This window comes from Streptococcus sp. A23 (assembly GCF_043674155.1).
In the GTDB taxonomy this organism is placed as follows: domain Bacteria; phylum Bacillota; class Bacilli; order Lactobacillales; family Streptococcaceae; genus Streptococcus; species Streptococcus suis_V.
Map to the genome: position 1 here is coordinate 65,579 of NZ_JBIMJP010000007.1, position 20,667 is coordinate 86,245.

Annotated in this window: 19 protein-coding genes; 6 read left to right on the plus strand and 13 right to left on the minus strand. The window is 43.8% G+C overall.

Annotated features, from left to right (window positions below; all coding sequences use genetic code 11):
• Positions 1 to 13: 13 nt before the first annotated feature.
• The 3 genes from ACHBIE_RS05560 to ACHBIE_RS05570 form a co-directional block, all read right to left on the minus strand.
• On the minus strand, positions 14 to 778 hold the full coding sequence (locus ACHBIE_RS05560) for an aspartate/glutamate racemase family protein (RefSeq protein ID WP_105122640.1): 765 nt from the start codon (positions 776 to 778) through the stop codon (positions 14 to 16).
• Positions 779 to 2,008, minus strand: a complete 1,230-nt coding sequence (locus tag ACHBIE_RS05565; RefSeq protein WP_105122639.1) for an NAD/NADP-dependent octopine/nopaline dehydrogenase family protein — start codon at positions 2,006 to 2,008, stop codon at positions 779 to 781.
• A gap of 116 nt (positions 2,009 to 2,124) precedes the next feature.
• Positions 2,125 to 3,432 (minus strand): nucleobase:cation symporter-2 family protein, encoded by a 1,308-nt coding sequence (locus ACHBIE_RS05570; RefSeq protein WP_105160298.1) that lies wholly within the window; start codon positions 3,430 to 3,432, stop codon positions 2,125 to 2,127.
• A gap of 216 nt (positions 3,433 to 3,648) precedes the next feature.
• On the opposite strand from ACHBIE_RS05570, the gene ACHBIE_RS05575 reads away from it, so the two are divergent.
• The 4 genes from ACHBIE_RS05575 (at position 3,649) to ACHBIE_RS05590 (ending at position 6,485) form a co-directional block, all read left to right on the plus strand.
• Positions 3,649 to 4,230 (plus strand): xanthine phosphoribosyltransferase, encoded by a 582-nt coding sequence (locus tag ACHBIE_RS05575; RefSeq protein WP_105160297.1) that lies wholly within the window; start codon positions 3,649 to 3,651, stop codon positions 4,228 to 4,230.
• Between the two features lie 184 nt (positions 4,231 to 4,414).
• Positions 4,415 to 4,888, plus strand: coding sequence for a DUF2975 domain-containing protein (locus tag ACHBIE_RS05580; protein WP_105122636.1), 474 nt, complete (start codon positions 4,415 to 4,417; stop codon positions 4,886 to 4,888).
• A 9-nt stretch (positions 4,889 to 4,897) separates the two neighbouring features.
• Positions 4,898 to 5,122 (plus strand): helix-turn-helix transcriptional regulator, encoded by a 225-nt coding sequence (locus ACHBIE_RS05585; protein WP_105111283.1) that lies wholly within the window; start codon positions 4,898 to 4,900, stop codon positions 5,120 to 5,122.
• Entirely contained in the window at positions 5,112 to 6,485 is a 1,374-nt protein-coding gene (locus tag ACHBIE_RS05590; RefSeq protein WP_161943358.1) for a DUF4153 domain-containing protein, read from the plus strand. Before ACHBIE_RS05585 ends, ACHBIE_RS05590 begins: the two co-directional genes overlap by 11 nt.
• A gap of 65 nt (positions 6,486 to 6,550) precedes the next feature.
• Here ACHBIE_RS05590 and ACHBIE_RS05595 read toward each other — a convergent pair whose 3' ends face one another.
• Positions 6,551 to 7,279 carry a pseudouridine synthase gene (locus ACHBIE_RS05595; protein ID WP_105122634.1) on the minus strand — a complete coding sequence of 243 codons (729 nt, stop codon included), beginning with the start codon at positions 7,277 to 7,279 and terminating at the stop codon, positions 6,551 to 6,553.
• Positions 7,280 to 7,293: 14 nt separating this feature from the next.
• Positions 7,294 to 8,457, minus strand: coding sequence for an MFS transporter (locus ACHBIE_RS05600; RefSeq protein WP_394732897.1), 1,164 nt, complete (start codon positions 8,455 to 8,457; stop codon positions 7,294 to 7,296).
• A gap of 129 nt (positions 8,458 to 8,586) precedes the next feature.
• Here ACHBIE_RS05600 and def point away from each other — a divergent pair, with 129 nt between their 5' ends.
• Positions 8,587 to 9,201, plus strand: coding sequence for a peptide deformylase (def, locus tag ACHBIE_RS05605; RefSeq protein WP_023371605.1), 615 nt, complete (start codon positions 8,587 to 8,589; stop codon positions 9,199 to 9,201).
• Positions 9,202 to 9,244: 43 nt separating this feature from the next.
• Here the strand turns inward: def and ACHBIE_RS05610 are convergent, their stop codons facing one another.
• The 5 genes from ACHBIE_RS05610 to ACHBIE_RS05630 form a co-directional block, all read right to left on the minus strand.
• Positions 9,245 to 11,587 (minus strand): hypothetical protein, encoded by a 2,343-nt coding sequence (locus tag ACHBIE_RS05610; RefSeq protein WP_394732899.1) that lies wholly within the window; start codon positions 11,585 to 11,587, stop codon positions 9,245 to 9,247.
• Positions 11,584 to 12,468: an ATP-binding cassette domain-containing protein gene (locus ACHBIE_RS05615; protein ID WP_105138371.1), complete on the minus strand. Its 885-nt coding sequence runs from the start codon at positions 12,466 to 12,468 to the stop codon at positions 11,584 to 11,586. The genes ACHBIE_RS05610 and ACHBIE_RS05615 overlap by 4 nt, the downstream gene beginning before the upstream one ends.
• A gap of 589 nt (positions 12,469 to 13,057) precedes the next feature.
• On the minus strand, positions 13,058 to 13,690 hold the full coding sequence (locus ACHBIE_RS05620; RefSeq protein ID WP_318830507.1) for an ABC transporter ATP-binding protein: 633 nt from the start codon (positions 13,688 to 13,690) through the stop codon (positions 13,058 to 13,060).
• A 1-nt stretch (position 13,691) separates the two neighbouring features.
• Entirely contained in the window at positions 13,692 to 15,713 is a 2,022-nt protein-coding gene (locus ACHBIE_RS05625; RefSeq protein ID WP_167785596.1) for a DUF1430 domain-containing protein, read from the minus strand.
• Positions 15,714 to 15,781: 68 nt separating this feature from the next.
• The gene (locus tag ACHBIE_RS05630) at positions 15,782 to 16,069 is read right to left on the minus strand and encodes a lactococcin 972 family bacteriocin (protein ID WP_105138368.1); all 288 of its coding nucleotides are present in this window, start codon (positions 16,067 to 16,069) and stop codon (positions 15,782 to 15,784) included.
• Between the two features lie 358 nt (positions 16,070 to 16,427).
• Between ACHBIE_RS05630 and ACHBIE_RS05635 the strand changes: the two genes are divergently transcribed.
• Positions 16,428 to 17,288 carry a helix-turn-helix domain-containing protein gene (locus tag ACHBIE_RS05635; RefSeq protein ID WP_394732901.1) on the plus strand — a complete coding sequence of 287 codons (861 nt, stop codon included), beginning with the start codon at positions 16,428 to 16,430 and terminating at the stop codon, positions 17,286 to 17,288.
• Between the two features lie 343 nt (positions 17,289 to 17,631).
• Here the strand turns inward: ACHBIE_RS05635 and ACHBIE_RS05640 are convergent, their stop codons facing one another.
• From ACHBIE_RS05640 to leuC, 3 genes are all read right to left on the minus strand, one after another.
• Positions 17,632 to 18,417 (minus strand): L-threonylcarbamoyladenylate synthase, encoded by a 786-nt coding sequence (locus ACHBIE_RS05640; protein ID WP_014638675.1) that lies wholly within the window; start codon positions 18,415 to 18,417, stop codon positions 17,632 to 17,634.
• 277 nt (positions 18,418 to 18,694) lie between these two features.
• Positions 18,695 to 19,288 carry a 3-isopropylmalate dehydratase small subunit gene (gene leuD / locus ACHBIE_RS05645; RefSeq protein WP_125265922.1) on the minus strand — a complete coding sequence of 198 codons (594 nt, stop codon included), beginning with the start codon at positions 19,286 to 19,288 and terminating at the stop codon, positions 18,695 to 18,697.
• Complete coding sequence (gene leuC / locus ACHBIE_RS05650; protein WP_394732903.1) at positions 19,288 to 20,667, minus strand: 3-isopropylmalate dehydratase large subunit; 1,380 nt, start codon at positions 20,665 to 20,667, stop codon at positions 19,288 to 19,290. Before leuC ends, leuD begins: the two co-directional genes overlap by 1 nt.

Genomic DNA, 20,667 nt, shown 5'->3' on the forward strand with positions numbered 1-20,667 from the left:
CCATCTTTTCTCCTCACATATACCCGTAAAATTCCCTGCGGACCACTGCCGAATGCACCCAGTTAATCAAGGTGGTGAAATCGAAGACTGGCAGGCCAGTTGCTCGGTGGAGAGCCGCCGCATAGGGAGGCAGGTCACTACATTCCAGCAAAATCGCCCCAATTTCTGGATGATTGGCACGTAATTCCTGCACAACTGCGATTAGATCCGCCTTCAAGCGACCGTTGTCCAGATAAGGCTTGTTGTAGCGGATAGGAGCAAAGCTCTCCAAGCTACCAATTTCCTTGACAATACAGTCTGAAATAGAGGCATTGGCCTTGGCGAAGAAATCTGCATTGGCCCCCTCTCCGTCTGCTACCAGAACCGCAATCTTCTGGTCTGGCTTGAGCCCCATTTTAATCAAGGGAATCTGAAGAACGCTGGACAGATAGACAGGAACCGCTACCGCATCCCGCACCTGCTCCTGAAAATGATTGAAATAGCCACAGGCACCGACAATAGCCCGCACACCCTTTTTCTCCAGCTTCTTAGCAGCCTCAATGACCATGTCCAACAATTTCTCCTCACCATTGAAGAGGTCTTCTATTTCCAAAACAATGTCCTCATAGACGACCGGGAAGGAGAAGGTGGTCGCATTGGCGACATTACCTGGCAACTTGACATAGTTAAAGTCAATGGTAATAATTCCAATGGAAAATCCTGCCACAGAAGCATCCTGCACCTGATAAAACTGGTCCAGCTGCCCTGCACTCTCAATACTGGCTCTGAAATGTGTCATTTATACCTCCCGCTCTCGAAAGAGTCCTGTTTCCAAGTAAGCCAAGGTCTCCTCCTTGGTCAAATGGGCCAAATCCAAGTCTTCCAAGGTCAAGCCTTCTTCAAAAAATTTTCGACCTGTCATGACGGAGCCCAAGACAATCATACTATCAATAACTGGAGTGGCCACCCCGTATTTCTTACCTAATTCATGATAGATATGGCAACCAACAGGCACATCCTCTGTCACATAGCGGTCCTGAATGGTGAAGGGGCCAGTCCCATAAGCCATCGGAAACTGCTGGTCGAAGGGAACAATGCAGTCATCACCCATATACTCTGGACCCAAAATACTGGTCCGCGACAAAAAATTCTCCTTGGGATAACGAAGCAAATCAACACCAATCGCCTCCGCCAGCTGCACCTGTTCTAGATAGAAGGCATATTGCACTTCTGCCACGGATTCACTGTAAGCGTGCGAATAGATCGAGTACTGGAGCGGATCATTTCCACCGAAAATCCGACCAAAATTCTCCATCACGCTAGCTCCCAAAATCGTACCAGGACAATGCAGGACTGGATTGACATTGCTAAAACCAACATCCAAAACGGTCTGTCCGCCCGTCACACCATCCCCTTCCGTAATGGCATCAAAAGCTCCAATCGCCTGCGAACTTTCTAGGAAGAGTTCTTGGTCGGTCATGGGCAGAGCTGCACCCCGAAGCGTAATGGCCCGATATTTTAACTCGATTTTAGGCGTCATGACCCCGCCCTCCCTGACAATTCGGGCTCCATAAGGGGCACTGGTCCAGCCACCGACAATCACCTGCTTCTGACAACCCAACTCTCTCATCTTCTTACGAAGTTTCAAACTGCCAAAATTATCTGGAATGATATGAACAATCATCCCATCTTCTAAGACAGGCACCAAGGCTTCAAAAAATTGGTCATGGGCAATGGACGGCACCGCCACAATGACAATTTTAGCTCCCGCAACAGCCTCTTCAATGCGGTCTGTCACCAGATCAAAAAAGGCACGGCCGCTACGTTCAAAACCGTAAAGACTATTTTGTCCTCCTGTCAAGGTAATCCCTGTTTTTTCTATATTCTTTAGTGTATCTTTTGCAAATTCCGGCAAGTCAAATAAATGCACACGATTCCCAGCCAATTTAGAATCCGCTCCTACAGCCTTTCCAACCGCACCTGCTCCCAAAATCGCAATCGGTGCTTGTTTCCATTCTTCTACTGACATAAATTCCTCCAATAGTCGTTTCTTCCTAGTATACCAAAACCAAATTCTCTCGGCCAATAGCAAAAAATTATAACTATCTATAAGAATAGACTATCACGAGGATAGCCTATTTCATCTTATTTTTCTTTCAAAACAACATTAAGTAAGAGAGCTGCCAAGGTTCCTGTTGAAATACCAGATGAGAAGACCATTTGAAGAGCTGATGGCAGATGACTCAATAATTCTGGACGAACGGTCACTCCAATCCCAAGCGCAAAGGCAATGGAAATAATCAAGAGCTCACGGTCCCCAATTTTAATCGTTGCAAGAGTCTTAATTCCTTGGGCAGCTACCAAACCAAACATGATAATGCCAACACCACCAAGAACAGGTTGGGGCATGATGGAAATCAAGGCAGATAATTTTGGAAAGACACCAAGTAAAGTAAGAATAATACCCGCAAGAATCATAACATGACGACTAGCAACTTTTGTCAAAGTAATGAGGCCAACGTTTTGTGAGAAGGCTGTATTTGGACCAGCCCCAAAAACACCAGCAATCAAGGAACCAACTCCGTCTGCCAGAACACCATTTGCTGCCCGCTCAGAAGAAATCTTTTGATTTGAGGCTTCTCCAATGGCCATCATAATTCCGACTGTACCAATCAAGGATACGACATAGGCTGGAATGAAGGCTAGAATGGAAGATAGGTCAAATTTTACACCGTAATGGAAAATTTTAGGAAGAGCAAACCAGGCTGCTTCTCCAACAGCCGATAAATCAACTTTTCCAAGAAAAATACACAAGATGTAACCAAAAACCATCCCAAAGAAAACAGAGGCTGTTTTCAGCATTCCTTTACCATAATGATTTAAAGCCAAGGTAAAGACCAAGACGGTAAAGGCAATACTGATATTTTCAACAGAAGCATAGTCTGAAGCGCCAGCTCCACCAGCTGCCCAGTCCATACTAACTGGCATGAGGGTAATACCAATGAGGGAAACAACAGTTCCTGTAATCAATGGCGGAAAGAAACGCATCAAGGGTTTCACAAAACGACTCAAAATGATTTCTACAAATGAACCAGCAATGGTTGCACCCACGATACCAGCAATTCCCAACTGACTACCAACGCTGATCGCTGGATTGGCAAAGGTAAAGTCCGTCCCCATCATACCAGAGACACGTGAACCTACTGGGCCAATACCTTTCGATTGCAAAATGGTGGCAATACCAGCAACAAAGATTGAAGCCGATACCATAATAGACGTATCTTCTACCGATAATCCCAAGGCACTTGCAACGACAAGAGGCACTGCGATGATTCCTGCAAAAGCTGCTAAAATATGCTGAAAAGCAAGCAAAACAGCCATCCCTTTTGGTGGTTGTTGATCAATTCCGTATAGCATTTCGGAAGACTGCTCCGTTCTTGTTTTCTGAGACATGATTTCTCCTTCATCATTCCTAAATAATGGTTTTAGTTTATCAGAAAAAGAAATCCATTTCAATACGTTTTTATAATTTTTAATAATAATATTCGTTTTTTATCCATTTAAAAAGAATACATACAAATATTTGAGTTAAATGTTCGTTTTTTTGTTTGTAATTAGGTGAAAAAATGTTATAATACACCAAAGTATAGCGAAAAGGATAGAATAGCCATGAAAACATTAGAAGAACGTATTTTAAAAGATGGTCAGATATTAGGAGAAAACATCTTAAAAGTTGACTCATTCTTGACCCATCAGGTTGATTTTCGCTTGATGAAAGAAATGGGGCAGGTCTTGGCAGATGCCTATCGCTCCAAGGACATTACTAAGGTCGTCACCATCGAAGCCTCTGGAATTGCACCGGCGGTCTACGTCGCAGAAAGTCTGGATGTTCCTATGATTTTCGCTAAAAAACACAAAAATATCACTATGACAGAAGGGATTTTGACTGCTGAAGTCTATTCCTTTACCAAGCAAGTCACCAGCACGGTCTCCATCGCTAGCAAATTCCTCAGTCCAGAGGACAAGGTGCTGATTGTCGATGATTTCTTGGCCAACGGACAGGCAGCCAAGGGCTTGATTGACATTATCCAGCAAGCGGGCGCTACCGTGGTCGGTGTCGGCATTGTCATCGAAAAATCCTTCCAAGACGGGCGTCAACTGCTCATTGATGCCGGCGTTCCTGTCACATCTTTGGCTAGAATTGACCGTTTTGAAAATGGACAGGTCGTCTTTGCACCAGCAGATATTTAAACTAGAAATCGGTTGTTCTGACCGATTTTTTTCTTTTGTTTTGGCAAATGGCAGAGCTTCCTAGACGACTTGCTCTGTTTATTTTTTATCCTTTTTTAATAAAAATATATCATTTTTCATTATTTTTTTATTGAAATTCGATAAATTCTGTGGTATGCTAGAGAAAAATCACAAAGGAGTTTTTATGTCACAACCACATCCGACCTATGAAGACTGGAGTATCAGTCTGACCAAAACTTGTTTAATCCTTCTTTTCTTGGCCTCCATCCTGCTCATGTGCACGGGTACATGGGTAGTTGATTTGGTTATCATCTACCCTTCTCCTTTGCTCCAAGGAGACACGCGCTACTTGACCCTGCTGATTTTCGGTTATCTTTTGGGTTTTTTGGCGCTGATTTTTCTCTTCCATCTCCACCAATTGGTGGCGCGCATCGGGAAAAATCAAGTATTCGTCGCAGAAAATGTCCGCAGTTTACAAGTCTTGGGCTGGGAAATGGCGCTTGCTACCCTGATTTCATTCGGTCTGGGGGTCACTTGCTACGTGCCCATGCTCTTAATTACAGTTGCTGGTCTCGCCTTGACCTTGGTCATTCGCGTTGTTCGCAATGCCTTTGGTAAAGCCGTCGAACTGCAAGATGAAGTCGACTATACGATTTAAGGAGGGCTTATGATACAAATCAATTTAGATATTATTATGGCTCAAAAGCGGATTAGCGCCGGTCGTCTGGCAGAATTGATTGAGCTGACGCCTGCCAACCTGTCGATTTTGAAAAATAACAAGGCCAAGGCCATCCGTTTTTCGACCTTAAATGCCCTCTGCCGTGAATTGGGCTGCCAACCGGGGGATATTTTAGAATATGTCCCCGATGAGGAGGATGAACATGAAGGTTAAAAGCATTTCTGACCAGACCATTTCCCCAATCAATCCCGCTCTTTCCCCGACAAAGAACCGGATTGCCCAGCTGACTCCGGCTGAAAGACAGGTCTTTAACACTGGACGCTGGCTCAGCTACCTACTGGCCTATCTCTATATCTATATTTTCTTCGATTACCAGCCTCGACTTCTCCTTCTCTTTAGCTTGGGAATGATAGCGCTGGTGGAGCTCGGACAATTTTTATCCACGGAAAAAAGATTAAACAAGCCTAACTTAGAAAGTATCATCTTTGCCAGCTCCTGCCTGCTGCAAGCCTTAGCCCTATCGATTTGGGACTTTCGCGAATCGATTGAGATGTTACAACTGCTAGCTCTCCACACCAGTTTCGTCTGTTATGTTCTCGCACGAAATGGTTGGCTGGCACAAGGACGAATTGGTGTTCTCTTCTGGTATGATGTGCTACAAGGTTTTATCCTCTTGCCCTTCAAACACTTCTTACTTCGCCTGCATTTTGCGACTTTTAAAGAAGATAAACCAGAACAGACCGGACAATCACTTGCCCGCTTCCGCTTTATCCTTCTCTTAACTGTCAGCTCCATTCTCACCTTTTTCCTTGTTTACTTTGTTTGGCAGCAGCTGTCGCAGGTATCACAAACCTTCTCTCTAGCAACTAGCGACCTCGGGAAATGGATTGACAATTTCATTCAAGGTTTGCTTTCTGGCTGGGATTTCAATCTCCTTTTCGGACGCTTTATCTTCTCTCTACCTGTCGGTGCTTGGTTATTCGGCTTGGTAGCTGGCAGCTTGCTCTATTATCCGAAAAAATCACTGACCTATTCGCAATTTCAGGACCAACTGAAACCGCTACGTATCTTTCCTACCCTGTCTGTCTATCTCCTACTGGGCAGTTTATTGACCATCTACCTGCTCTTTTTCGTCACCAGTTTGACCGAAATTGGGGATTTGCTGGCACTCAATGGCATTTCTCCTCAGACTGCCTCGACAGTTGCCGTTACAGGTTTTTGGCAATTGGTCCGGGTCTGCTTGGTCAACTTTGCAGTCTTAGCAGGGGCCTATATCTTTGCGGACAAACCACTCTGGGAGCGAAAAAGCACCCGCTTGCTCCTGACCTTGGTCTTTATCAGCGCCAGTCTCTTTGCCCTATTAGCCGCTTGGAAATTGTTTGGCATCTATATCTACCTCTACGGACCAACACCCCTGCGACTCCTATCAGGTTGGTTCATTACCGTTCTGATTGTTTGGTGCGCTTTGGCTCTCATCCGTTTCCACAAACCTATCCAAGCCATCCGCTACGCCATCTTCTATGCCCTCATCAGTTTTACCCTCTTGACCTATCTCCATCCCATTATTTTGGGATAAAGAAAAATCTGCCAGTGAGCAGATTTTTTTCATTTACTTCAAAGTAGGCATAGAAGCCACAGAGTTTACAGCTCCACTCCGAATCCTTCCAAACTGGTCAACTCCTCCACTGTCAACCTTCTGTAATCTCCCAGAGCCAATTGCGAATCCAAGCGTAAGGGTCCCATGGACAAGCGTTGTAAATCCGTAACCGTCTTACCACGCGCCTGCACCATACGTTTGACCTGGTGAAATTTGCCCTCTCGAATCGTGATGCGGACGGTAGATTGATTTTTTTCCTCATCTAGGGCAAGAATCTCCAGCTTGGCTGGTTGACAGGAAAAATCTTTCAGCTCAATCCCATTTTCAAAAGCAAGCCTATCTGCCTCATCCATGATTCCGTCAACCTGAGCTTGATAGATCTTATCCACGTGTTTCTTGGGCGACAACATGACATGAGCCAAGGGACCATTATTGGTCAAGAGCAGGAGTCCGTGGGTGTCAATGTCTAGTCGCCCAACTGGAAAAACTTCCTTGCGGCGATCCGTGTCATCCAGCAAATCCAAAACCGTCCGATGCTTGTCGTCATCTGTCGCCGAAATGACACCCTTAGGCTTGTTGAGTAGATAGTAGACATATTTTTCATGCGTCAATCCTTGACCTGCAACTGCTATCTGGTCAGCCTGCTCATCGATCTGAGCCTTGGGCGACGTCTCCACTTGTCCGTTGACCGTGACTTGCTTGCTTTTCAAGATTTTTTTGACCTCGGTCCGACTGCCGACACCGCAGTCCACCAAAAATTTATCTAATCGCATGACATTTCCTATTTCTATTTACGAATTTGTTTATAAATCAAACCAGCACTAATCAAAGCACAGCCGATGGCGTAAATCCCAAAGGCACCTGTTGGGGTTGGATTGAGTTTTTCCAGATAGGTCGGCAAGATGGCAGATGTCGCCCCACCTATATTGCAACCCATGAGAACGATGGTCATGACCGCATTGAGCAAAGCCTTGGGCGCCCGGTCTGTTACCTGACTAAAGACAATGGTTAGGATGATGCTGTAGAAAAATCCTGACACCATGCCACCGAGTCCCAGCACCCAGAGATTATCCGCAAAGGCAATGCCGACAACCGCTAGTCCAAAGACCACGTAGGAAACAGCTAAAAGCCAGCCCTTCAAACGACCAACCAAGCTACTAAAGACCGTCCCTGCCACAATCCCCATGACCTGCATAAGACTGAGAATCAGACTGGCTTGCTGAGCAGTACCGATGCCCTTGGCTAAAACAATCTGAGGAATACGAATGGTCAGGAAGGTATTGACATTGATAACAAAGAAGGCTAAGAATGCCAGATAAATGCCCATCATCCACATGGGCTTGTCCAGTTTGACCTTGGGCGCGTTCTCCTCAATCTTTACCTCCATGCGAGCCAGCAATTCCTCCTTGGGAACAAAGAGAAGGAAGAGAGCCAAGATGACCAAGGCAAAAAGGTAGACCAAGAAGGCAGGTTGCCAACCAAACTGGGTCAACCAACCGACAAGAAGGGTAAGCCCTGCGCTTCCCAAAACCTCTGCTGAACCACGCAAGCCCATCATCTGCACCCGTTCCTGACCGGTGAAAAAATTACCGATGATATTAATAGCACGCGCATTGATCAAGCCAATCCCCAAACCAAGCAAGATACGAGCCAATAAAATCAGAGGATAGGCGGTTAGAAACATGGGCAAAGCTCCGCCGATGGCCATAAGCAAAAGCCCTGCAATGATAATGTTTCGTTCAGACAAAAAACGGACAACTAGACCGTTTGCCAATAGAGTAACCATAATAGCAAAAGAGGTCACCGTAATTAAGTTTTCCACCTGGGCCGCTGCAATTCCCTGCTGGGCAAAATGCTCAATCATCTGTGGAATAGCTGGCGAGACAGCAAATGTCGAAACCAGCATGGTGGACAGGGCCAGCAAACTGGCTTTTTCTAAAATTCTTTTCATTTTTCTCCCTTTCAACGTTCGTCTTTTACTAGTATAGCAGATTCGAGACAGAATAGATAGGTGACTGAGACTTTTATTCTCCTAGATTTCATGCTATACTTAATTTATCGATATCCAAAGGAGAGAATCATGTCTGTTATTGAACGATTGACAAAAGCTGCCCATTTGATTGACATGGATGACATCATCCGTGAAGGGCACCCAACCCTACGCCAGGTCGCTGAAGAAGTTGCATTTCCTCTATCTGATCAGGAAATTATTTTAGGCGAAAAAATGATGCAATTCCTCAAACATTCCCAGGATCCAGTCATGGCGGAGAAGATGAAACTCCGTGGCGGAGTTGGTCTAGCAGCACCTCAGATTGACGTTTCCAAGCGCATCATCGCTGTCTTGGTCCCAAATCCAGAAGATGAGGAAGGCAATCCACCTGCCCAAGCCTACTCTCTTCAAGAGGTTATGTACAACCCTAAAATCGTGGCACATTCTGTCCAAGAAGCGGCTATGGAAGGGGGCGAGGGCTGCCTATCCGTTGACCGCGAAGTCCAAGGTTACGTAGTCCGCCACGCGCGCGTGACTGTTGACTACATGGACAAAAATGGAGAAACACACCGTATCAAACTCAAAGGCTTTAATGCCATCGTGGTCCAACACGAAATCGACCACCTCAACGGTGTCATGTTCTACGACCGCATTGATCCGGAACACCCATTTGCCGTTAAAGAAGGCATGCTGGTGATTGAATAAAGATAAGAAACTGACTGAATCTTTTTCAGCCAGTTTTTCTTTTTCACGAAAATAGCAGAGCTAACTGCCTAAAGACCTCCTGCCCATCCAAAATCAGATCTTGAAAGAGGAGGTAGTCCAGCAGAGCCAGCAAACCAGCTAGTAGAATGAAAACCACTAGGCGATTTGAAAACCGAACTTGCAAAAGATGATTGAGACTGACTAGAACAATTTCCAAGACAAGCAAGCCAAGCACCATCCACAAGAGATAAGGAGCATTGGGAAGGAAGTAAGCCCAGAGTTCTTGCCCCCTCAGGAGTTCAAGAAAAATACCCCTCTCCGAATGCGAAAGCAAGATAAGGCCATCTTCCAGATAACCGATTCCTCCGACCAGACTATTGACTAGGAAAAGACTAACTAGAAAGAACAGCGTAAAACCTAGTGCCTGACCCAGTCCCAGCAACCACTTGGTAAGCAGAACCTTGCGCAAATCCACAGGCTGGGTCTGATAGAGACGCCAGTTTTTTCCAGCGACTTCCACCGCCTTGCCCCGACTGCCAATCCAAATCGCCAGCAATAGCACCACCAAATAGGCCGGACCATCAAAAAGAGAGCGCAGGCTGCCGATACCTGACAAATCTCTGGAACGGTCCCAGGAGGGATCGTCTACTGGAACCAAGGCATCATTGGTATCAAAACGATTTTCCAAGCTAGTCAAAATGACATCCTTGCCCCGCTTAGTTGCAGGCACCCCATCCTCCATCAGCTGCTGCCAGTAATACTGACTGACCTGATTGCGGGTCTGGTAGCGACGAAGATTATCCACCGTCTGGCTGGCCCCAATATCACCATTGGCAAATGCCTTCTCCTCTCTAGCCCAGAGATAGACCTGCTCTGCCTCCAGCAAAGCAAGGTGACTAGCCGGCAGAGCCTTAGGATTGTCCTGATAAACCTGCCACTGCTTGACATAGAGGTCCTTATAGACACGATATTCTTGCAAGAGACCAAGCCTCAGCTCCAACTCCTCCTGATAGCTCACGTCCTCTTTGACCAACTGCCTCAGACGGTTGATTTCCGACTGCAAAACCTCCACATATGCCCCATCCTGCTCATAGGACTGGGCAACCAACTCCATCGAAACTCTCTCCTCCTGGGCAACCTCTTGCTTTTCTAGTCCCGTCAGTAGGGAAAATAGCAGAGCTAATAGCAAGTTGCCCAAGACGAGCCCTTTCCAAGAATTGAGCCGACTAAGGATGAGAACATCAAAAGACCAAACCTTGTCCAAACGCCCTGTGTCTAACTCCTTCTGATGCCCCACGGTCAGGACCAGCCTTTTCTTTTCTGTCAGCAGATAATAAGCAAAGAAAAGCCCAATGGTCAGCAGGAGCAAGACATCCACCTCTACAAAGACCTGTGAAAATCCAGCTGTGTCTAAAAAACTAGGAAAGGCCAGCAAGGGAAATACTTGACCTGACCAACCAGCTACTGCACCTGCCTGATAGGAAAGCCCCAGAGCCAATAGTAACCCCGTCACCACAAAAGTTAGCCGACTGGCTAACAAGTGGTCCAAAAATCCAAAAAGTAGGCGAATAGCTAGGAGTAAGATTAGCCAAAAACCAATCAAGATAAGCCCGTAAAGCCAAGAGCCAACCAACTGACTCTGACCCAAAATCTCAACAGGAGCTTGAACACTAGATACAGCCAACTGACCTGTCAGCCCATCATAGACCAGGATAAAGAGCAAACCTATCCCCACAGCCAGCAAAAGCGAAAGCAAGGAAGCAACCAAACGCCTCATCCCCTGCAAACTCAGACTATCCCATTGCCGCAACTGCCAAACTTGATGCGCCAGTGTCTTTTCTGCCAGCTGATTGGCAAGCAGAAAACCAAGCACCAAAAATACAGGAAGAAAACCAAACAAACTTTCTAAGTAGGCTTGAACAATACGCCCTGTTGACCAAGCTTGATTTTCAGGACCATCAGGCAATTGGTAGGCAAGCAACCAATCATTCCATCTGGCCAAACGCTCGACTTCACTAAGCGTCAAGGATTGCCGCGTTTGAAAAAGCTGTCGATTGCGACTGATAAAATAGTCCAAATCCTGATACATGAGCTTTCGATAGTTGGGGATAGCTTCAAACTTTCCCTCATCCAAGGCCTGAACGACACTTTCTATATCGGATTTCAAACCCAGCATTCGTGGTGCTTCTTCAGAATCCTCCTCAATTTTTATATCTGCCAAGACACTGGCCAATTCACTCAGTTCTTTTTTATAGGTTTCCACATAGGTCGCTTGGTGGACTTGGCGCTGAGAAATAGGAAGGTAAGCCAGACCCAGAAAACCCAGCACGAGCAGGCAGTAAAGAGGCGACCTGAGGATTTTCTTGATTTCAAAGTTCAGCCTCATGTCTCCTCACCACCTTCCTCCACGTAGAGATCACGATAGAGGGACTCCATATAGTCGCTGGCTTTTGTAAGACCTACCAACTGCTGGATTGGAATACGATCCAAACAATCCAGTAAATCTCGCTCAGGCAAGAAGATTTCCACCAGACCCTGCTCTGCCTTTTTCCACAAGAGTTGAGGATAATCCCGTAAAAATTCCTGAACCTGCTTGGAGTTTTCCACAGCAAGATGGTAATCATAATCAGCAGTCAACTCCACTTCTGTGGCAATCAACTTGCTGGCCTTGAGGAAATAAACCTGATTGGTCAGCTTCTCAATCTCCGACAGATGGTGAGAAGAAAGCAAAATCGCAACCCCTTCTGCTTGTAGGTTTAGAAGAAATTCCCGCTGCTGGATGATATTGGTCGGATCCAAGCCGATATGGGGTTCATCCAGCAACAAGAGCTTAGGCTTGGGAAGGACAGCCATGGCAAAGAGAAGTTTCTGCTTCATGCCCATGGAATAGCCAGCCACCCGTTTTTTGACATAGTAGCCCATCCCCAACTCTTCCACCAGGACATCCACTTCCTTCTTCCCCATCTTATGGGTCGCAGCCACATAGGTCAGATGGTCGTAACCCGTCAACTGCGGATAAAGGGCTTGGGCGTCCAACATGACAGACATATCTTGAAAAATCGCTCGGTCATTATTGGGTCTACCATTGATGGTTACTGACCCACGGTCAGCTGTTTCTGTATTGCTGATGATATTCAGGAGGGTGGATTTTCCCACACCATTGGGACCGACTAGGGCAACCAAGTCCCCCGCTTGTAGCTCAAAGGACACATAGGACAAGACCTGATGGCTACCATAGCATTTACAGATATCACGAACTTTTAGCATAGAAACTCCTTTCTTGGGAAATGGCAGAGCGGTACAGCAGACTTTCATCAGCTTAGTTAGCTCGACTACTTCTTGAGAGCCTTGTATAGCAGGTAAAGCCCCACAAGAAAGCCTAGACTAGCAACAGGTTTTAAAAATAGCACATGAATAAATGAATTTATCTAGAGCCAAATCTCTCTATCTACAATCCGAATCGGGTCCATATGAAATAATAGGACACTACACGAAAGAACAATAACTGCACTTAAAAATAAGGTGTTTTTATCAATCTGTTTCATTATGTTACACACCGTAAAATAAGTTTATGGGGATGTTTCAATCCCAAATTTTTAATAATTGTTATAACCTATTGCAAGTTTTCCAGAACAATAGAGTCATGGAATGGACTCATGGTGGTGTCTTTTCCTCCTTGTCATAACTGACTGATTCCAATTCAAGTCTACACCCTTGTAAGCTATTGATACAATGATAACACTTTTTATTTGAGTAAGCAAGGAAAAAAAAGGATTGCTATAGCAAAAGAGAGGACTGTAACAATCTTCTCTATCTGGATATTGCATTTTCTATTCTTATTAAAACTACATTTTCTCTACAGGTCTTCCATACGAACTACTACATCTGCTTTTTCCCAAACAGCAGGATTATGTGTAGCGATAATAATGATTTTATTCTCTGTTTTGAGCGAGGTCAAGAGTTCTATAACTTCTTGAGAATTGACAGGATCTAAGGAAGCCGTCGGTTCGTCTGCTAAGATTAAAGGAGGATTTTTTAAAAAGATTTTTGCCAAGGCAACCCGTTGTGCTTCACCACCTGAAAGTTCATATATTTTCTGATTTAAGGTTAGATGGGAGAGATTTACCTTCTCTAAAACTTCCAATTTGCGAGCTAGCTTATCCTTTTTGGAAAGTTTTTGACCAATAAATCCTAATTCCAAATTCTGACCAATTGATTCATTTTCAATTAAACCAAAATGTTGAAATAAATAGCCTAAGTAATCACGATAAAATATATGCTCATTAATCTTTTTGATGTCTTTACCATCATATTCAACTGATCCATCATCAAAAGGGATTAGCTTGGCAATGATATTCAGTAGTGTTGACTTCCCACTCCCGCTTTTGCCAATAAGAGCATAAATTTTTCCCTCCTCAAAAGTCAAATTGATTTTTTCCAATATCACTCGATTGGAAAATTGCTTCTGTAAATTTCTAATTTCAATCATATTATCCTCCTTGCAAGACTGTATAGGCTACCATACTTTCTTTTCTTTCTTGTAGAAACAAAATCAAGAATAAATTGGTTAGGAAAATAGATCCAGTTCCAACACTCAATCCCAGCTCACTTGTTACGAAAAGCAAACCGAGCATTCCGACTCCAAGCACTAAAAGCTGAGTAATTAGATAGATAAAATGAAGTTCTATGAACGTCATACCTGCTAGACGACGAATAAAAATTTCCCTACGAAATTGTTCAAAATATACCAAATTCATTGTATTAAATAACAGTATGGAGGTAGCAATACCAATCAAGGCTCCCAACAAAAGAAAGAGAAACTGATTCCGAATAGTATTCAAGTTTTCATAGTATGTAGACTTACTATTTAGCAAATAGGAAACCCACTGATAAACACCCTGCTCTTTCAGTAGCTGGACACTCTGCTGATAATCTAACAAGAAAAGGGATTGGAGGGAAGTTCCCCAGAGTATTTGCGATGCCGGAGTATCCCCTGTTGATTCTGGTGTTATGACTACAATAATCGGGTCTATCAGATGTTGTTCTAATATATAGGGTACTGTATTGTAGAGAAATCTACTCTGATTACTTTCTACATAGCTTATATAAGGTTTAAATTCAAATAATTGTGAACTCTCTATATCAAGATTCTCACGACCAAATGAATTCAAGTAGTCTACATAAAGTTGAACCAGCGTTTCTTCTTGTCCTTTCAATTTATCAGGAATAATCAACCCAAACTCCCCTTGTTGTAAGGAGGACATTTTGCTCTTAAATTCTTCTGAAACCTGTATATTCTGAAGTTCTAAATAGTTGGGAGTAACAAAGATTGTATGACCAGAAGGAGCGTAATCAAATTTGTTGATTCCATCCGATTCATCACCTTGTAAATATCTGTTCAAATTATTCTTAACAAATAAGGCACCGTGGTTTTGTATAGCCACCTTAGCAAACTGATACCAACGACTATCTTGCTCTTCTTTGCTCATTTCTCCATTAAAAGCAGCACCATAGCTGTAAGAAGCTTGGTAGTAGTCCTTATTCTTATCCCATGCTTCCACACCTTTCTCCACCGTCTGTAATTCATTAAAGTGTATGAGTGTTCGATTTACCGTCCAGCCAACAACTAAAATCGAAGCTAATTGACCTAACAACATGAGAGCCAGCAAGCGTTTTAACGGAAGTTTCCCTTTTAAAACTTCAACTAAAGTTATAACCTTTAAGCCTAGAACATATACTAAACTCAAGGAAAGAGATAAGATAAACAATGTCACCACAAACAGAGCAATACTTAGTAAAATTATTGAGAGAGTTAAATCATTTAGCAACTGTAGATAAAAAAGAATTGATACTGCTAGACTAGCATTGATAAGATAAGTCAATCCCAGTATCACTCCGTCTGTCGTTAAGGGCAAAAATATAATTTTTGCAAAACTCTGTCCGGACACTCTTCGGATTCCTGCGCTTCTTAAGTCTTTGATGCGATAAATTAGGGTCAATGAAACAAAGGTCAAGAGACAAAGAGCAATACTGACGAGAAATTCTTCGCTCATCAAGAGTGAATAAATAGAATAATAAATAGAATAGCCTGACGAAATCCAGGGGCTATAACCTTCCTGTTTGATTACCTCAGCTAATTTGTCACTTGTCAGAGAACCAGATACAATCAAATAACTATTTACTAGGTCACTTGTCTCCACACTGACTTTAGAAGCACGCTCCCAACCTTTTGGTAAACTTCCTTCTCCGTACACTTCGTATACAAACTTGACCTTTCCATTTTCTTGTGGCTCGACAATACGCCTTGCAATAACGCTATCTGTCTGAATTGCTAAGCCGTTTAAAGCATCTGTAAATTCTTCGCGACTGGATAATTCTGAATTGCCACTACGACCGACAATATCAACAGCATTGTAGCTTAAAAATTGTAATTGTTGATTTTCCTGCTGGATTCTGATCACTATAAATACAGATAGCAACACTGTTGATAGGAAAATAAACCACTTCCTCATCTCTATCTCCTTACTTAAAAAAAAACAGCTAGGCTAAGAACTACTCAACCTAGCTGTTGCTAATAATATCACCAGTAATTGTAATAAAATGCAGCGGGTTCCCCAAATTCGGTTCGAATATAGGCACGAGAAGTTTTACCAGGATCTGCGAACGCTTTCGCTGAGTTAGAATTTTTACGGCTAACTACTGTCGAACTATGGTGCTTACTGCCGTGATAGTAATTAGAAAAAGCTCCATTATTTGTAGCTCCATAGGTCCAAACACCACCATCAGGATACTGTACCGCTGCAGCTACTGTTGGAATCACTGTAAACATTGTCAAAATAGCACCGAATAAAGCGAATGATTTTTTCATAATAGTCCCTTCTTTCTATTTCTACCAATTTAAGTATATAGTTACCCCACCAGATGAGTTGTCGATTGGGTTTCTAATGGATTTTCTTCTGGCAGACCAAAAATACGAATGACCGAGATAAGTAAGACCAATATAGCAATTGTCATATATGCAACCTTCTTTTTCATCCTTCCCCTCCTCCTCTCTGATGGGATCTTTTCTTGTATACCTCAACTCCTACCAAGAATATCGTTTCCGCTCTTCTTTTTCCTTCCTACTTGATAGAAATCTCTGTATATTTTCTATCAATATGATATACTATTTTTATAAAGCTTATTCATTTTGTTGCATATAATCACATTTTTTCAAGGAGTATATTATGCGGTGGGATTACGGAAGTGTTTATAAGAGCATTCGGAAAAGCAAGCATTTGAGTCAAGAGCAGGTTTGTGGTGATTATCTCAATCGGACTACTTTGGTTCGTTTTGAGAAAAATCAAACCATTCCTAGCTATGAGCTCATGCGTTTTTTACTCAAGCAAGTAGATATGACCTTCGAGGAATTTGAATACCTCTGTAACTACTACCAACCCAGCCAACGCCAACAATTGCTCTATGATATAGATAATCTCAGAAATCCAACCACTAAGACCATGGAGGATTTGATAAACCGTTGCCAGGACCACTTGAAAAAAGAGCCCAATGATGTTCCTATCCGTCGAAAATGTCAACTTTTAGAAACTGTAGTAGCCGTTCGAAACAGTACTTCTGTCAATCAACTTTCCGACGAGGCTGAAGCCCTGTCCAAACTCCTCTGGTCCCAACTAGAACGATATGACAACTGGTACCATAACGATATTATCTTAGTAGGCACTCTTTTGTCCAAGATTTCTTCACTTGATACCCTTGAAGAAACTGCCAATCTTCTTCTAAAACGATTGGAGAAATACAAGGATTACAAGAGAATCCAGCCGACCATACTCTCACACTATCAATCTCTTTCTTATTTTTTCTTGGAACAAAAACAGTACAACAAGTCTACTTTTTTTGCCACCAAACTCATGAACCTAGCCAAGAAAGAAAAACGCTATGACCAACTAGCCCGTGCCTATGTCTATCTAGGTATAGCCCAAAACAAGCAAGAACTAATGGAAAAAGGGTTACAAATCTTAGAACTGACAGACGAGAAAAGGCTAGTCGACAACCTCCAATTTCTTATCAAACAGCACAAAACTGACTGAAATATCGGTCAGTTTTTTCTGTTAGAAAAAACGACCCTTTCGGATCGTTCCTATTTATAGTTTATAGTCTTCAGTTTGTTTTTAGTACTTGCTCTAACTGTCTGGGAGACAGTTAGAGGTTGGAAATAAAACGAACACTGTTCGTGTCAACGAGCTGCAGACAGCTTCAACAGTCAGAGTAGTGACTGTTGAAGTTTAGAAATCATACTTACGATAGTAAGTAACGCTTGTAAAGTACGGCAAGGTGAGTTCAAATAATGATGAAATTATTTGAAGTTGGAAATAAGGAAACGGAGTTTCCTCGTTCGTCGAAGTAATAAAAGATAAACTAAATGACGATATCCTAGTAATATTCCCCTTGTCTGTAGTCCCAAGAGTTGAAATGGTCAGACAAGTGCATCATGATTTTATCGATGTCCAGACCCTTACGGATGACAACTGGACATGGGCTGATAGAACGGCTATCTGCACCTTGTTCTGGAATCAGTTTACCATCTTTGTCTACCATAGACACCATAACCCCTTGCTCATAGCGGGTTTCAATGGTCTTGTCTGGCTGGATAGATGCCACATAGTCATCCGCCTCGATAATCAAGTCTACTTTAGACGCGATACGCTCACCGATACCTTCTACCTTACCACGATTTCCCTTACCTGATGGATTGGCAGATGAAGCGTAGACCATACGGCCTTCTTTTTCCCACATTTCCTTAGCAATCTGCTCGCCTGCCACCCCAAACTTGATAACAAAGCATGAAGTACCGCGCACGTCAGTCATCAACTCTTCACGACCATCGCCATAAGCCTGCAACTTAGCGTAAGCTTCTGGTTTCCAAGGCAGGATACAGCCCAACAAAATGTCCTCATCCCAATGTTTTTGGTAGAAGGCATCAATCTCAGGAGTCAACTGAGCCAACTCACGAAGCTCCTCCATGCTTCCACAAAGGACCACGCCCGGCTTATTACGCTTGCGCTCTTTGGCATCAAACTTACGCTCCAAGCCAGCCTTGTCAGCAGTCATGATGATGTAACCAACCTTCGTCGGGCAGACAATCACGCCTCCCTCACCCTTAATAATGTCAAATCCTTCTTGTGAAAGTGCGCCATCCCAGTGAATTTGTTTCGTCATAATAGTTTCCTCTTTTCTTTTGTTTCATAGCAGAGCGATCTGCTTGTTTTTTTCATATTTCGTAGGAGTCTTTCAGTTTGCTTTTAGTACTAGCTCTAACTGTCTGGGAGACAGTTAGAGGTTGGAGATAAAACGAACATTGTTCGTGTCAACGAGCTGCAGACAGTACTAAAGTACGGCAAAGCGAGTTCAAATAATGATGAAATTATTTGAAGTTGGAAATAGGGAAACGGAGTTTCCTCGTTCGTCGAAGTAATAAAAGATAAAATGAAAGACTCTATTCTTGCCAGTAGCTTGGGCGATTCCCCTCATACTCCTCAATCAAATCCTGATACTGAAGGGTAATCCCAATATCATCTAGACCGTTGAGTAATTTGTGTTTCCAATCTGCATCGATTTCAAAATCAAATTCTCCGACTGGTGAGATAATCTTTTGCTGGTAGAGATCCACAGTCACCTCATCAGTTGATGCCAGCGCAGCCAATTTCTCCCGAACCTCACGGGGCTGAACGATTGGCAAGATGCCATTGTTGAGGTCATTGTTATAATGAATATCCCCGAAGGAGCCTGCAATGATAACCTTGAAGCCATAGTCAGCTAGTGCCCAAGCGGCGTGCTCCCTAGACGAACCTGCCCCAAAGTTATCCCCTGTAATCAAGATCGTTGCCTGACGATATGGGGCCGTATTGAAGATAAAATCAGGATCCTCAGTGTACTTGTTATCCAAATAACGCCACTCATACATGAGGTACTTGCCAAAACCCTTCTTGTCAATCAGCTTGAGAAACTGCTTGGGTAAAATCTGATCGGTATCAATGTTGTCATTCATGAGTGGAACGGTCGTCCCAGAGTAGATTGTAAACTTTTCCATCAGACCACCTCCAAATCACGAACATCTACAAAGCGTCCTGCAATAGCTGCCGCTGCTGCCATGGCTGGACTGCAAAGGTGGGTTCGCGATCCAACACCCTGTCGATCCTCAAAGTTTCTGTTACTGGTTGATGCGCAGTGGACACCTGTCGGCACCTTGTCTGGGTTCATCCCCAGACACATGGAGCAACCAGGATCCCGCCATTCAAAACCAGCTTCCAAGAAAATCTTATCTAAGCCTAGTGCTTCTGCAGCCGACTTAACCGGTCTCGAACCAGGAACCACAATTGCAGTCACATGATCTGCTACACGTTTGCCTTCAACAATCTTTGCGGCCACCTGCAAGTCAGAAAGACGGGCATTGGTACAGGACCCCAGGAAAACATAGCCAATTTCAATATCCTTTGGACTTTGTCCAGGCTGTAAGTTCATGTACTTATACGCTCGTTCATCATTCATATCGCGAACTTCAGGAAAGGTCTCATCAAAGGATACCCCCATGGAAGGGTTGGTTCCCCATGTTACCATCGGTGCTAGATTCGAAACATCCATTTCGATAACCTTGTCATAAACTGCATCCGGGTCGGATACCAATGTCTTCCAATCAGCCACCGCTGCCTCAAAGTCTTTGGGGCGTTTTTCCTTGTCCGCTAGATAATCAAAAGTGGTTTGATCAGGGTTCATAATCCCCATCTTGGATCCGAACTCGATGGACATGTTACAAATCGTCATCCGTTCTTCCATGGTCAGAGCATCAATAGCCTCACCCACATACTCGACTATATAACCAACCCCTAGTGCCACACCATACTTAGCAATCAATGCTAAGACATAATCCTTGGAGTATATCCCCTTTTTCGGCTTACCAGTAAACCGTACTAAGAGCTTTTTGGGTTTGACTTGCCACAGGGTTTGAGTTGCAAAGACATGCTCTACTTCTGTTGTCCCAATCCCAAAGGCAATGGCGCCGAAAGCCCCGTGGGTTGCCGTATGGCTATCTCCACAGACGATGAGTTTCCCTGGCTGAGTCAAGCCAGTCTCTGGCCCCACCATATGGACAATGCCTTGATTGGCAGACCCATGTGGCGCATGTGGAATACCGAATTCCACCACATTGCGAGCTAAGGCATCCATCTGAGCCTTGGAAATGACATCACGAATATCATAGATATTAACCGTTGGAACATTGTGGTCAAATGTACCAAAGGTCAACTCTGGCCGACGGACCTGACGTCCAGCCTCTCGCAAACCATCAAAAGCCTGGGGACTGGTCACCTCATGGATATAGTGTTGGTCCACATAAAGGAGCTGGGGCTGACCTTCCTGCCCTGTAATCACATGGCGGTCCCAGAGCTTATCAAAAATAGATTTACCACTCAT